Origin of the sequence: Maribacter huludaoensis, assembly GCF_029350945.1 — a bacterium.
Lineage (GTDB): Bacteria > Bacteroidota > Bacteroidia > Flavobacteriales > Flavobacteriaceae > Maribacter > Maribacter huludaoensis.
Genome location: NZ_JARKMS010000005.1, coordinates 238,482 through 252,398, shown reverse-complemented (window position 1 = coordinate 252,398; position 13,917 = coordinate 238,482). Strand labels below are relative to the sequence as shown.

Genomic DNA, 13,917 nt, shown 5'->3' with positions numbered 1-13,917 from the left:
ATTTTTGAATTTGTATTTCAATTTACTTCTTGAATTTGTATTTACAAAGTATGTTAGTAGACAACCATAATAGAACAATTAATTATCTAAGATTGGCGGTGACAGACCGTTGCAATCTTCGTTGTAATTATTGTATGCCTGAGGAGGGAATTAATTTTGCCAAAAATGATAAGTTGTTTACCATAGAGGAGTTGGTAAAATTGAGCGAGATAGTAGTTTCTCAAGGTATAGATAAAATACGGATTACAGGTGGTGAGCCTTTTGTTCGTAAAGATTTAATGGTATTGTTAAGAAGCTTGTCTAAATTAGAAGGTTTAAACGATATTTCCGTTACTACGAACGCAACGCTGATTGGTCCATATATAGATGAGTTGAAAGAACTGGGCATTAAGAATATAAATGTGAGTATGGATGCCATTAATCGTGAGACTTTTGAGCGTATTACCCGTAGGGATCATTATGACGTGGTGTATAATAATATGATTAGGTTGATTACCGAAGGTTTTAATGTGCGTATCAACTTTATTGCTTTAGATGGTCAGAATACAGATGACATTCTACCAATGCTAGAATTGACAAAGCACTATAATGTATCGGTGCGTTTTTTGGAAGAAATGCCTTTTAATGGTGGTTCTAAAGAATTTCAGACTATTAAATGGGATTTTAAAACCATACTTGAACATATTAGAAGTAAGCATCCAGATTATTACAAACTAGACTCTCCAAAAACATCTACATCTATAAATTATAAAATACCAAGCTTTAAAGGAACTTTTGGGGTCATTCCTTCTTTTAGTAGAACGTTTTGTGGTAGTTGTAACCGATTAAGAATTTCGGCTACGGGAGACGTTATTACTTGTTTGTATGCTAAGGCAAGCGCAAATCTTAGAGATATTATGAGAGCCGATGCTATGGAAGATAATATCAAAAAAGAAATTTTGAAGGCAGTAGGTAGTCGTGCTAAAACAGGTTTTGAAGCACAAGAAAAGTATAAGGACGTATTTAGTAATTCAATGACTTCAATAGGAGGGTAATGCAAAATAAATTATCACATATAGATGAATCTGGGAATGCTACCATGGTAGATGTTTCTCAAAAAACACCTTCGATACGTACCGCAATTGCCAGTGGAATTATAAAATTTCCAGCGGAAGTTTTTAAATCTTTATCAGACCAAGATTTTGTAGGCAAGAAGGGCAGTATTGTACAAACAGCTGTTATTGCTGGTATACAAGGTGTAAAGAAAACATCGGAATTAATACCGTTGTGCCATCAAATAAACCTGTCTAAAATAAATGTTGAAATTGAACCGGCATTAGATTCATTTCAGATTACCTGTACTGTAAAATGCAATGAAAAGACCGGGGTTGAGATGGAAGCTTTAACCGGGGTTTCTATAGCTGCCTTAACCATTTATGATATGTGCAAGGCGCTTTCACAAGACATCGTAATCGGTACAATTCAACTAGAACAAAAAACAGGAGGTAAGAATGATTTCCAAAGATAAGATATACGGATTGGTGCTTTCAGGTGGTAAAAGCACTAGAATGGGAGAGGATAAGGGTTTAATTACTTACCACAAGCTGCCGCAACGTGAGCATTTGTACCATTTGTTGAATGAGGTTTGCGATAAAACTTTTCTTAGTATCCGTAAAGATCAAAAAAGCGAAATTTCTAATTCGTTCGATGCCATAATAGATAATGATGAATTCAGAGGTCCTTACAACGGATTGCTGTCTGCTCATAAAGAGCATCCAGATGCTGCGTGGTTGGTATTAGCGTGCGATTTGCCATTGATGGATAAAAAGGCTTTAGAGGAGCTGATTGAAGCAAGAAATCCAGATAAAATAGCAAGTGCTTTTGCAGACGCGGATGACCCGTTGCCAGAGCCACTTTGTGCTATTTGGGAACCGGAGGCTTTAAAACAATCTGTTGCTTATTTAGAAGCAGGTAACGGTTCTTGCCCTAGAAAATTTTTGATCAATGCAGATGTAAATTTGGTATTTCCACAACAAAAAGAGGTGCTGTTAAATGCGAATTCCAGAGAGGAGTATGAAGAGGCGCTACTAAAAATAGCACCATGAACGAAGAACGTTATCTAAGACAAATAACTTTAGATGAATTTGGCACCATTGGCCAGCAAAAGCTAAACGATGCCAAAGTACTTGTGGTAGGTGCTGGCGGATTGGGTATTCCTGTCCTAACCTATTTGAATGCCATGGGTGTGGGTACATTGGGTATTGTAGATGCGGATATAGTTTCGTTATCCAATCTTCATCGTCAAGTTTTATTTACCGAAGCTATGGTAGGCATTCCCAAAGTTGAGGCTATTAAAAAGCAATTATCAGCTCAAAATTCTACAACGCAAATTCATACATACCAAACTTTTTTAACTGTAGTCAATGCGCTTGATATAATTGAAAACTATGACATTGTTGTAGATGCTACAGATAATTTTCCCACCAGATATCTAATTAACGATGCCTGTGTAATTTTGGATAAACCATTTGTATATGGGGCACTACATGCATTTGAAGGTCAGGTAAGCGTATTTAACTACAAAGGCGGACCAACATATCGTTGTCTGTTCCCTACCATGCCAGGGGCTGATGCCGTTCCAAATTGTAATGAGAACGGTGTATTGGGTATTTTACCTGGTATTATTGGTAATCTACAAGCACTGGAAGTTGTGAAAGTAATTGCGGAGATAGGAGAGGTGTTGTCCGGTACTTTATTACTTTTTGATACACTAAGCCAGCGAACACAAAAAATGAAATTCCAGCTACAGATAGGTAATAACAAAATTAAGACTCTTGCAAGTAGCTATGAGTTTGACTGTGAGCTACCTATAAAATCGGTTGGGGCTGCTGAGCTTAAAAAATTGCTTTCAGATACGGCTGTTGAGCTCATAGATGTACGTACAGATAAAGAGTTTCAAAGGCAACATTTAAAAGAAGCCAAACATATTCCTTTAAGTGAATTAACGAGTAGGGTAGATGAGATTGATCTAGAGAGCACCGTTTATGTTATATGTCAGTCAGGTATTCGCAGTAAGAAAGCTATTGCATCTTTACTGGAATTATTTCCTGGTAAGGCTTTTGTAGATGTTTTAGGAGGTATGAACCAGATAAAGAATTATGTTGATACCTATTGAGCAACTAATTCTTTTATGTTTTGGATTTTTTATAATTGCCACATTGTATTCTTCTGTAGGTTTTGGTGGTGGTTCTAGCTATCTAGCGCTACTAACGTTATTTCTAACTAGTTTTTTTGATATTAGATCTATTGCGTTAGTTTGTAATTTAGTGGTAGTTTCAGGTAGTACGTATCTGTATTTTAAGAAGGGACACGCTAATGTAAAAGATTTCTTTCCCTTTGTTTTAGTTAGTATTCCATTAGCGTATATAGGAGCAACGTTCCGTTTAAAAGAAAGTATATTTTTTATTATTTTAGGTTGTTCTCTTATTCTATCGGCTTTGTTTTTGGCTGTCCAGACCTTTGAAATACATAAGTCGAAAAAAGAGGTTGAAGATTATCCTAATTATTTAAGTTATGTATTGGGAGCGGGAATTGGGTTCTTGTCTGGATTAGTAGGGATTGGTGGAGGAATTTTTCTTGCTCCGATTTTAAATCATTTACGATGGAATAAAGCCATCAAAATAGCCGCTCTAGCAAGTTTCTTCATTTTGGTAAATTCGATATCAGGTTTATTTGGGTTGATAACCAGTAATTCATTGTCATTACCATGGCTAGAAACTATTTGCTTGGTTGTAGCAGTTCTTCTTGGTGGGCAGTTAGGTATTCGCATTAGTCTTAAAAAACTATCGGCTAATGGTATTAAAAGGGTTACTGCTTTATTGGTACTCGTTGTTGGTATGCGTGTTTTGTTGATCAACGGACTCAGGTTATTTTAAAAGGTTGAATACATTTGATTGTAATTCTATGAGGGTATAATTTATAATAGTTTTACCTTTAATTCTATGATCACATTCAATGAAGCCTACCAAAAAGTATTGGACCATCCTTTAAATTTAGGAACGGAGTCCGTGCCATTAATAAATAGTTTAAATAGAATACTAGCTGAGGATATTTTTGCCGATAGAGATTTCCCCCCTTTTGATCGTGCAACCAAAGATGGTATTGCAATTCAGTTCTCTGATCTTGTTAATGGTGGACACTCCTTTAAAACTGAAGGTGTAGCCGCCGCTGGTTCAGTTCAAAAGGTCCTATCTGATAATCGTAATTGTATAGAAGTAATGACCGGTGCAGTTGTGCCAGAAAATTGCGATACTGTGGTTATGTATGAACACATCACAATTGATGGTGGTAAGGTTACTATTAATGAGAAAGTGACTAAAGGTCAAAATATTCATTATCAAAGCAGTGATGAAAAAGCCGGTGCACTTCTGTTATCTAAAGGAAAAAAGATTAGTCCTGCAGAAATTGGTGTGATGGCTACCGTTGGGAAGGCAACGGTGTTGGTTAAGGGAAACCCTAAAGTTTGTACTATTGCCACAGGGAATGAATTGGTTGAGGTTAGTGATACTCCCAAGCCGCACCAGATACGAAAATCCAATATGCTTACAATTGAGACCGCATTATTGAATTCTAAAATTGAAGCTAGTTCTCTTCATTTAGTAGATGATAAAACTATGATCAAAAACAAATTAGAGAAAGTTTTAATTGAAAATGATGTGCTTCTGTTGAGTGGCGGAGTATCAAAAGGAAAGTTCGATTTTATTCCCGAAGTGATGGAGTCATTGGGTGTAGAAAAAGTTTTTCATAGAGTACTTCAAAGACCGGGTAAACCCTTTTGGTTTGGAATTCATCCAGAATTGAAGACAGTTATTTTTTCTTTTCCTGGGAATCCCGTTTCTACATTTGCCAATTATCATCTTTACTTTTTACCTTGGTTGCATACCTCATGGGGCATTTCAATAGATAAATCGTATATTAAGTTAAGTACAAGGATAACCGTATCACAGCCGTTAACCAGATTTATACAGGTAAATGCTGAAGAAAGAGAAGGTGAATTTTGGGCAACTCCTGTTGTTGAAAATGGTTCGGGAGATTTAACCAGTTTAGCAAAGGCTGACGGATTTATTTGCCTAGAACCAAGAAATAAGGAGTATGAAGTAGGGGAGGTTGTACCTTTTGTAAAGACCAGGTAGTAATCAATTAAATTTTTCTATATGAATCCAGTAGTAAAGAATATTTTGGCTGTAGTAGCCGGGGTAGTGGTTGGTAGTATTGTAAATATGGGAATTATTATGATTAGTGGTTCCATAATTCCACCGCCAGAAGGCGGTGATATTACAACTATGGAAGGTTTGAAGGCAACCATGCATCTGTTTGAACCCAAACATTTCATTTTTCCTTTTCTTGCCCATGCTTTAGGAACACTAGTGGGTGTCTTTGTTGCAACCAAAATTGCGGCAACAAGAAAAGTGTTAATGGCTTTAGTCATTGGCTTGTTTTTTCTAATTGGTGGTACAGCAAATATTGCCATGCTTGGCGGACCAATGTGGTTTACCGCTCTAGATATTATAGTGGCTTACATGCCAATGGCATATGTTGGTTACATGCTTGGCAAGAAATAACCTAAAATATTTATAAATAAAAAGAGGCGGTCTAGAATTCTAGACAGCCTCTTTTTTATACATAATTTTAAGGTGTTACTTTCCTTCGTACTTGCCCATGTAGCGTTTCCAAAGTTCAGTTTGGTGTGTTTCTAATGAAACTGTTCTACCATCAATAAAAACATGTGTTAGACGATTTCCTACCATATCTAGAGCATCACCTTCAGATATAAAAAGGGTGGCACTTTTACCATTCTCCAATGTTCCGTAAAGGTCATCTATACCTAAAATTTTAGCCGTATTACCGGTCAATAGTTGCACGGCTACTTCCTTATCCAGTCCTTGTTGTGCTGCTTGACCGGCATAGAAAGGTAAATTTCTGGTTTGAAAATTAACCGCATCTGAATTTTGAATTCCCACTAACAAACCTGCATCTACCAATAGCTTGGGTAATTTATAAGGTAGGTCATAATCATCATCATCAAATACCGGAAGATTATGCGTATACTGTACCAAAACAGGAATATCATTGCTTTTTAAAAATTCTGGAATTTTATAAGCATGGTATCCACCGATCAAGACCACTTTTTTAACGCCGTTCATTTTTAATATGTTAATGGCATCTATAATCTGTCTTTCATCATCTGCATGTACATATAATTTTTGACTGCCATCAAAAACACCTTTCATTGCTGCGTAAGCAGGGTTTACCTCTTTGGGAGTAGATTTCCCGTAGGCGGTAGCATTTTTTATAAATGATATTACCGCTTCGGTTTGTTCCGCATAATCTTTATTTGGGTGATATCCTGGATCTTCACCTGCCCACCAACGACCTTGTTTAAAGGTAGCTGGCCAGTTTAAATGTATACCGTCATCTACTTTAATGGCTGCATCTTCCCAGTTCCAAGCATCAAATTGTACTATACTTGAAGTTCCTGAAATTCGACCCCCAGAAGGAGCGATCTGCCCTATTAAGACTCCGTTAGGTCTCATACTTTCAACCACTTTAGATTCTGCATTATAAGCAATTAAACTTCTTACATGGGGTATGAAATCTCCTATTTCATCTTCATCTTTAGATGCTCTAACGGCATCAATCTCAACTAAACCTAGTGTTTTTGCGGGAGCAATGAATCCTGGGTAAACGTGTTTGCCGGTAGCATCTATTACTTTACCTTTTCTGGCAATTCTCATTTTTGAATCCCCTACAAAAGTAATCTTACCATCTTCGAACATGATGAGCGAATTTTCAATAACTTCTCCGTTTCCCAAATGCGCCGTGGCACCTTCAATAGTAATGGCTTCGGTTTGTTTAGAGCCGGGTGTTTGTTGTGCCATAGTTGGTACTACAAGACCTAAGGCTATGATTAAGGTTATAAATTTTTTCATTTGTATTGTTTTATGTTTTTTGAAAAGTAGCTTGTTATGTTAAAGGCTTTCGCAAGTGAAATCTCTTTTGACACTTTGTTTAGGACCTTGCATTTTTTTACCACTACTTTTCTCTTTAAGCATCATGGTAACCAACTCGTTTCTTTCTTTTTTAATTTTTTCACGGTTTTTCCTATCCATTTCCAAATCAAAATAGGTAACTCCTTCGATCATTGTCTTTTCTGCTTTGGTATAAACTGATAGCGGGTTGCCAGACCATAAGACCAAATCTGCATCCTTACCTTCTTTTATACTACCTACACGGTTATCTAAATGTAACAATTTTGCAGGGTTGATAGTAATCATTTTCCAAGCTTCAAGCTCGGTCATACCACCGTATTTTATTGTTTTGGCGGCTTCTTGGTTCAATCTTCTGATCATCTCACGATCATCACTATTAATAGCCGTTACCACCCCTTGCCTTTGCATTATTGCCGCATTATAGGGTATAGCATCGTTTACTTCGAATTTATATGCCCACCAGTCACTGAAGGTACCTGCACCTACACCGTGTTCTGCCATTTTATCGGCTACTTTATAACCTTCCAGAATGTGGGTAAAGGTGTTTATTCTAAATCCAAAATGTTCGGCAACCTTCATCATCATGTTAATTTCGCTCTGTACGTAAGAGTGGCAAGAGATAAAACGCTCACCGTTAATAATCTCGGCCAGTACTTCCATTTCCTCGTCATATCGGTAAGGTTCACCATTTTTCTTTTTGGTGTCATATTCCTTGGCTCTTTGAAAGTAGTTCATGTATAATTGTTCCACCCCCATACGCGTTTGTGGGAAACGAGAAAAGCTACCCCAATTACTTTGCTTTACATTCTCGCCAAGTGCAAATTTGATGAACTTAGGAGAATTGTCATATATGAGTCCGTCTGCTTCTTCTCCCCATTTTAATTTTAGAATTGCAGATCTGCCACCAATGGGATTAGCGGAACCGTGTAGCAATTGTAGTGATGTAACACCACCGGCAAGAGAACGATAGATTCCCATATGTTCCGGATCTACAACATCTTCCATTTTAACTTCCGCAGAACTGTTTTGACCGGCTTCATTTACCGCCAAAGCTGCTATATGGCTATGTTCATCAATAATACCTGCAGTTAAATGTTTACTTGTAGCATCGATCACCGTTGCACCAACGGCGCTTAGGTCTTTTCCTATTTTAACTATTTTTCCGTTTTTAACAAGAACATCTGTATTTTCCAATATACCGGCATCTTCACTTGTCCATACCGTGGCATTCTTAAATAATGTGTTTTGTGCTTTTGGTTTAGTTGCAAAGCCGTAGCCTAAATTAGGGAAGGTTACTGGCATTACTTTGATAGCCGGCTCGTTGTTATTTTTTTTCGCTTCCGTTTCTGTAAACGATTTCAATTTTGTGGCAGTAAATTGAGATTCTGTACCATCTGGTAGTACCAATCTACCAGCTAAATTGTCAGATGCTTCGGTTACAGCACCTATCATTCTATATGTTTTTTCACCTTTGTCCGTTGCAAATGAAAGGGTAACCCAATTGTCATCGTATGAAATTTTAGATGATAATTTTGTAGTGTCCTGTTTTACCTCGATTTTAGGTTTAGAAATTTCGCCCGTTATAGAAACATCATAGGATTTTCCCTGTACAGCTAAGCTGTAATCTCCACGAATGTCTTTTGAATCCATTGAGTTTATGACATTTTTGGTCCCTTGTACCCAGTTTTCGTATAATGTGGTCGATTTATCAAAAACGTTGCCCGACGTAATCAAGAAATTTGCCAAAGCCCCCGTTTTTAAGGTGCCTATTTCGTTTGATTTTCCCAATATTTGTGCCGGTACCGTAGTTAGGGCTTCCAGAGCTTTTGTAGAAGAAAGACCGTATTCAATGGCTTTTATCAATTTTTCTTTAAACTTTGCCGGTGATTTTAGATCGTGCGTAGTAAATGAAAACTGTATTCCGTTCTCTGCCAATACTTTTGGATTGGAAGGAGCTTGGTTCCAATAACGCATATCTTGTAAGGATACGTAATCTACGGCATACGGGTTAGAGACATCATAGGCATCAGGAAAGTTTAATGGTACTATGAATTTAGCATTGGTGCCTTTAATTTCTTCTATACGTTCAAACTCATTGCCACCGCCTAAAATAGTATATTGTATACCGTTGGCATCTCCTATTTTATCTACACGTAAATCATGAGATTTGTCTTTGGCCTCAAAAATCTGTACCAAACTTTTATTTTCATTAAGAGCTTCTAAAGAAAGGTCTATAGTTGTAGCATTGCCTTTAGCGTACCAATCTGCATCGCTATACATTTGTCTCAACAATGCCAATACTCCCATTAATGAACCTGGGTAAGATTGTCCTTTTGCAATACTTCTGGACAAAGAAAAATATTGGGCAGATCTGTCATCTAATATCCTATTGGCATTTGTTCCTTTGGCATTCAGGGCAATTAAGACACCTGTACCTCTGGCAATACCATCTTGTATATGGGAATTTACGACACCAAATCCAGCTTCTCGTAACACCTTTGCTTCTTTGTCATCATAAGCAAACTTTTCAATAGCTTTGTTTTCTGGCATAATATGGTCGTTCCAGTAATAACCTTCTCTTGATGGTTCATATTGGGTAGAACGACCTCCACCTTGTTTTTTCTTTGCTTGTTCTACTCCAAATTTAGAATATACGTCTATAAAAGATGGGTAGATAGATTTACCCATTAAATCTATGATTACGGCGTTCTTTGGAATACTTACAGAGCTTGAAGCACTGACGACCTTTCCGTGTTGGATCAATAATGTTCCGTTTTCTATTACTTGTGTAGGGGTTACAAAGATTTTTGCGTTGGTAAAAGCCGTGTAATTATTGTTATTGACTTTTATTCCTGCATTTTCCGGGAAATAGTCTTGTGCGGTCAAAAGTGAGCCATACCCAAGTAGGCATAGCACAAAAAATAGTTTTTTCATTGTGTTCGGTTTGAATTAGTATCTCTAAAAATACTCGGATTACTCAGTAAACACGGTCTATTTCACTTTTCTTTAACACTTGGTTTTTTAATTATAAAGAATCGCTATTATTTTCTTAAAAATTTAAAAAAAGGACCGATAAATTGAGCTAGGATTACGAAATTTCATGCAAATTTAAAGTGGATGATCTTTATGATAAGCTACCAGGAATAGTACTACGGCGCTATAACTCTTAATACCTTCTTTTTGGTTATTGGCTTTTAGAAAAGTATCGAATATTGATTTGAAAACCGGTTCCATAGGGTTTTCGTAAGAATTCCAAAAAATGGACATTTCTTGAAAGTTGTTTTTTACCCCAGAGTTCAGTTGTAGCATCAATTTATCAAAATCTTCGGTATTGGTTCTTCTAATGTCATTTAGGCAATAGCCTAACCCATAGGCATATGCTGCATATTTAAAATATGGGTCTTTATTGTTTGAAGTAACTAGATAGCCAATAAAATTTGTTTCGTTTTCAGCTGAATAACCAATTTGATGGCCTACCTCATGACCGGCAACAAATGGAAATCTGAAGTTTGGTAGTAAGTCGTTTACCTGAGCCTCATTTGTAAACGGATTTAAATATCCGGCGTAGCCCATATATGTTAGCCCTGTGCTGAATAAAGATTTTTTTATGCTTGGTATTTCATAGGCTAAAAATGGATGAATCTTTTTTAAATCATCATAACCTTCAACTGTTTTATGAAAAATTTCTTTTTGTGAGTATGGTATTTTTACCGCTAAACTAGAATCTTGGGTTATGGCGATTTGTGTTTGGTTAGTTTTCTTAATTAACCTTTCCGTAAATTCAAGTAAATCTTGGTATTCTCTGTTTGGTACCAATTCTAGTTTCTTGGCCAATGGTTCTCTATAATAATTCATGCCCCAAATGACATGGAAGGTGAAATAGGCAACGGAGAGTACCATAGCTACATTTTGTAAAAATTTCAGTTTATTTCGCCAAATGTATTTTCTGTTCTTAAATAGGTAGGTGATGGCAAGTAGTATTAAAATTAAATAGATGATATCGCCTACTGAAAAAGGAATCCAACCAAAAAGAAACCTAAAGAATTTGGAAATTACAGGATATAATCCCGTACTGTAATATTGCTCCACTAAATCGCTACGTGTGGCCAGCCATTTTACAATTATAATTTGTGGGACCAAAGAAATAGCAAGCGCATTTTTAAAAGATATCTTCATTATCTCAAAAATAGCGAAATCCTTTTTCTATAAGTATTTTTGCAGGTACTAACCATGAAAATAATTATATGGATATTGATAAATTAGAACCTACAGCGGTATGGAAAAATTTTTCTAGATTGAATGCCGTACCTAGACCCTCAAAAAAAGAGGAAAGGGTAATCAGTTTTATGTTGGATTTTGGTAATGGTCTTGGTCTAGAAACTTTTTCTGATGAAATAGGTAATGTTATCATTAGAAAACCTGCCGCCAAAGGTATGGAAGATAAGAAAATGATAACGCTGCAGAGCCATTTAGATATGGTACACCAAAAAAATGCCAACACCGTTTTTGATTTTGATACCCAAGGTATAGAAATGTATGTTGATGATGATTGGGTGAAAGCAAAGGGTACCACATTAGGTGCGGATAATGGTATGGGTGTTGCCGCTATAATGGCGCTTTTGGAAAGTACAGAAATACAGCATCCTGCTCTTGAAGCTTTATTTACAATTGATGAGGAAACGGGAATGACCGGTGCTTTTGAATTGAAAGCAGGAGTTTTACAGGGTGAAATTCTTTTAAATTTAGATACTGAGGAAGATGACGAAATTGATATTGGTTGTGCAGGTGGTATTGACGTTACCGCCACTAGAACATATAATGAAAAGGACGGAACTCACGGTGACGCCGGTTTAGAGATTACTGTAAAAGGTTTAAAGGGTGGCCATAGTGGTATGGATATTCATAAAGGTTTGGGCAATGCCAATAAGATTATGAATAGATTGCTCTTTTTAGGTCTTGATTATAACGTTCGCATCAATTCATTGAACGGTGGTAGTCTTAGAAATGCAATACCTAGGGAAAGTGTTTGTAAACTAAATGTTGGTAGAAAGCATGCCAGTGAATTTTTTAAAAAGATAAATGAACTTTCTAAGGTTATAAAGGAAGAGTTAAGTGTGCAAGAGCCGGATCTGCAAATAGAATTTAAAGATGTAAAGTCCGCTAAAAAGGTGATGGGTCTTGGTGCGCAAGAAAAATTGGTAAAAGCTGTTTATGCAGCGCATAATGGGGTCTATGCCATGAGTGGTGCTATTGCTGATTTGGTTGAAACGTCTAACAATATTGCAATTGTAAAAGTTGAAAAAGGAGAGATAACTATTGGTTGCCTAACACGGTCATCAGTAGAAACGGCTAAGCTAGATCTGGCAAATTCTCTGCGTTCAGCTTTTGAATTAAGTGGTTTTAAGGTTAGTTTTAGTGGGGCCTATCCAGGTTGGAATCCTAATCCTAATTCTGAAATATTAACAGTAGTAAAAGATAGCTATGTTAAATTGTTTAAGGAACGACCAAGGGTCGTTGCATGCCATGCAGGATTGGAATGCGGTATTTTGGGTCAAAATTATCCTGATGTGGATATGGTTAGTTTTGGACCTACAATTCTTGGGGCACACTCGCCAGATGAACGAGTAAGTATTTCTTCCGTTCAAAAATTCTGGAGTTTACTTCTAGAGATTTTAAAGAATACAAATTAGAATTGCAGATATGAAAAAAGCCCTTTAGTGAAGACTAAAGGGCTTTTTTATTTGTGTTTATTATTGGGTTATTCCCGTAATTTCCAAATCAAAGATTAAATCTGCATCTGGTGGAATTGGACCGCCACCTTGTGGACCATAACCTAAATGAGACGGAATGAACAAACGGACTTTATCGCCCACTTTCATGGTTAAAAGTCCTTCTCTAAATCCGGCGATCAAACGAGATTCTGGAGAGTAATCCATAGGTACCGGCATGTAGCCGCCACCTTGTTGCCTCTTAATATCGAACATGCCATATTTTTGCGCAATCTCTTCGTAGTTACTGTCAAATAAAGTACCGTCCATTAAGTAGCCTGCATACATTACATTTACTTTTTGGCCCACTTTAGGCTTTTCGCCAGAGCCGGTTTCTAAAGTCAATACTTTAAGACCTGAAGCCAAGGTTTGTGCTTTTGCTTTTTGAGCTTCGATCGAAGATGCAAATTCCGCTTTAATTTTTTTTACTTCCGCCAATTTTTCAGCTTTCTCTTTTTCAATAGCGGCCAGTCTTTCTTCTTCACCATCAAAATAATCAGTCATTATTTGTACCGCATCGAATTTGCGGGCCTCTTTGCCGTTTCTAATGATTTCAATAGTGTTCATTATAACCGGTTCTAATGGCTTGTTACCTGCGCCTACTGGAACATTTGCAATAGAATCCACAACCTCCATACCTTCAACTACTTCTCCAAACACGGTGTGTTTGTTATTTAGCCAAGGTGTTTCTTTATGAGTAATGAAAAATTGACTTCCGTTGGTCGTTGGTCCTGAGTTTGCCATTGACAGAATTCCTTTTTTATCATGGACCAACGAATCGTTGAATTCATCCATAAATTTATAGCCAGGGTTTCCTGTTCCTTGTCCTAAAGGATCGCCCCCTTGGATCATAAAATCTTTCATAATTCTATGGAACGTTAATCCGTCATAATATTTCTTACCTTTATATTCTTCACTGACAAAAGTATTTGTTCCTTCTGCCAAGGAAACAAAGTTGGCTACGGTAACAGGTGTTTTTTCTTGCTCTAAACGAACAATAATATCGCCTTTAGAGGTTTTTATATCGGCGAACAAGCCGTCTCCTAGATCAGCTCTTTTACTGGTTTTGCAGCTAGCTAAAACTAGGGCAATTACTGCAATCAAGTACATTTTTTTAATCA

At 36.9% G+C, this 13,917-nt stretch carries 12 protein-coding genes; 8 read left to right on the top strand and 4 right to left on the bottom strand.

Annotation, left to right across the window (positions count from 1 at the left end; genetic code table 11):
* Positions 1-50 precede the first annotated feature (50 nt).
* From moaA to PXC01_RS15260, 7 genes are all read left to right on the top strand, one after another.
* Positions 51-1,034, top strand: coding sequence for a GTP 3',8-cyclase MoaA (gene moaA / locus PXC01_RS15290; protein ID WP_276473159.1), 984 nt, complete (start codon positions 51-53; stop codon positions 1,032-1,034).
* Entirely contained in the window at positions 1,034-1,507 is a 474-nt protein-coding gene (gene moaC, locus PXC01_RS15285) for a cyclic pyranopterin monophosphate synthase MoaC (RefSeq protein WP_276473158.1), read from the top strand. The genes moaA and moaC overlap by 1 nt, the downstream gene beginning before the upstream one ends.
* A complete protein-coding gene (locus tag PXC01_RS15280; RefSeq protein ID WP_276473157.1) occupies positions 1,491-2,084 on the top strand; it encodes an NTP transferase domain-containing protein in 594 nt (197 codons plus the stop codon). The genes moaC and PXC01_RS15280 overlap by 17 nt, the downstream gene beginning before the upstream one ends.
* Complete coding sequence (locus PXC01_RS15275) at positions 2,081-3,154, top strand: HesA/MoeB/ThiF family protein (protein ID WP_276473156.1); 1,074 nt, start codon at positions 2,081-2,083, stop codon at positions 3,152-3,154. The genes PXC01_RS15280 and PXC01_RS15275 overlap by 4 nt, the downstream gene beginning before the upstream one ends.
* Positions 3,138-3,914, top strand: a complete 777-nt coding sequence (locus PXC01_RS15270) for a sulfite exporter TauE/SafE family protein (RefSeq protein WP_276473155.1) — start codon at positions 3,138-3,140, stop codon at positions 3,912-3,914. Before PXC01_RS15275 ends, PXC01_RS15270 begins: the two co-directional genes overlap by 17 nt.
* A gap of 66 nt (positions 3,915-3,980) precedes the next feature.
* A complete protein-coding gene (locus PXC01_RS15265; RefSeq protein ID WP_276473154.1) occupies positions 3,981-5,171 on the top strand; it encodes a molybdopterin molybdotransferase MoeA in 1,191 nt (396 codons plus the stop codon).
* Positions 5,172-5,192: 21 nt separating this feature from the next.
* Positions 5,193-5,600, top strand: coding sequence for a hypothetical protein (locus tag PXC01_RS15260; RefSeq protein ID WP_276473153.1), 408 nt, complete (start codon positions 5,193-5,195; stop codon positions 5,598-5,600).
* Positions 5,601-5,675: 75 nt separating this feature from the next.
* On the opposite strand, the gene PXC01_RS15255 is transcribed toward PXC01_RS15260, so the two are convergent.
* From PXC01_RS15255 to PXC01_RS15245, 3 genes are all read right to left on the bottom strand, one after another.
* The gene (locus PXC01_RS15255) at positions 5,676-6,968 is read right to left on the bottom strand and encodes an amidohydrolase family protein (protein WP_276473152.1); all 1,293 of its coding nucleotides are present in this window, start codon (positions 6,966-6,968) and stop codon (positions 5,676-5,678) included.
* A 39-nt stretch (positions 6,969-7,007) separates the two neighbouring features.
* Complete coding sequence (locus tag PXC01_RS15250) at positions 7,008-9,962, bottom strand: amidohydrolase family protein (RefSeq protein WP_276473151.1); 2,955 nt, start codon at positions 9,960-9,962, stop codon at positions 7,008-7,010.
* Positions 9,963-10,136: 174 nt separating this feature from the next.
* Positions 10,137-11,204 carry a DUF3810 domain-containing protein gene (locus PXC01_RS15245; protein WP_276473150.1) on the bottom strand — a complete coding sequence of 356 codons (1,068 nt, stop codon included), beginning with the start codon at positions 11,202-11,204 and terminating at the stop codon, positions 10,137-10,139.
* Positions 11,205-11,272: 68 nt separating this feature from the next.
* On the opposite strand from PXC01_RS15245, the gene PXC01_RS15240 reads away from it, so the two are divergent.
* Positions 11,273-12,718 (top strand): aminoacyl-histidine dipeptidase, encoded by a 1,446-nt coding sequence (locus tag PXC01_RS15240; protein ID WP_276473149.1) that lies wholly within the window; start codon positions 11,273-11,275, stop codon positions 12,716-12,718.
* A gap of 60 nt (positions 12,719-12,778) precedes the next feature.
* On the opposite strand, the gene PXC01_RS15235 is transcribed toward PXC01_RS15240, so the two are convergent.
* Positions 12,779-13,915, bottom strand: a complete 1,137-nt coding sequence (locus tag PXC01_RS15235) for a peptidylprolyl isomerase (RefSeq protein WP_420828593.1) — start codon at positions 13,913-13,915, stop codon at positions 12,779-12,781.
* Between the last annotated feature and the right edge of the window lie 2 nt (positions 13,916-13,917).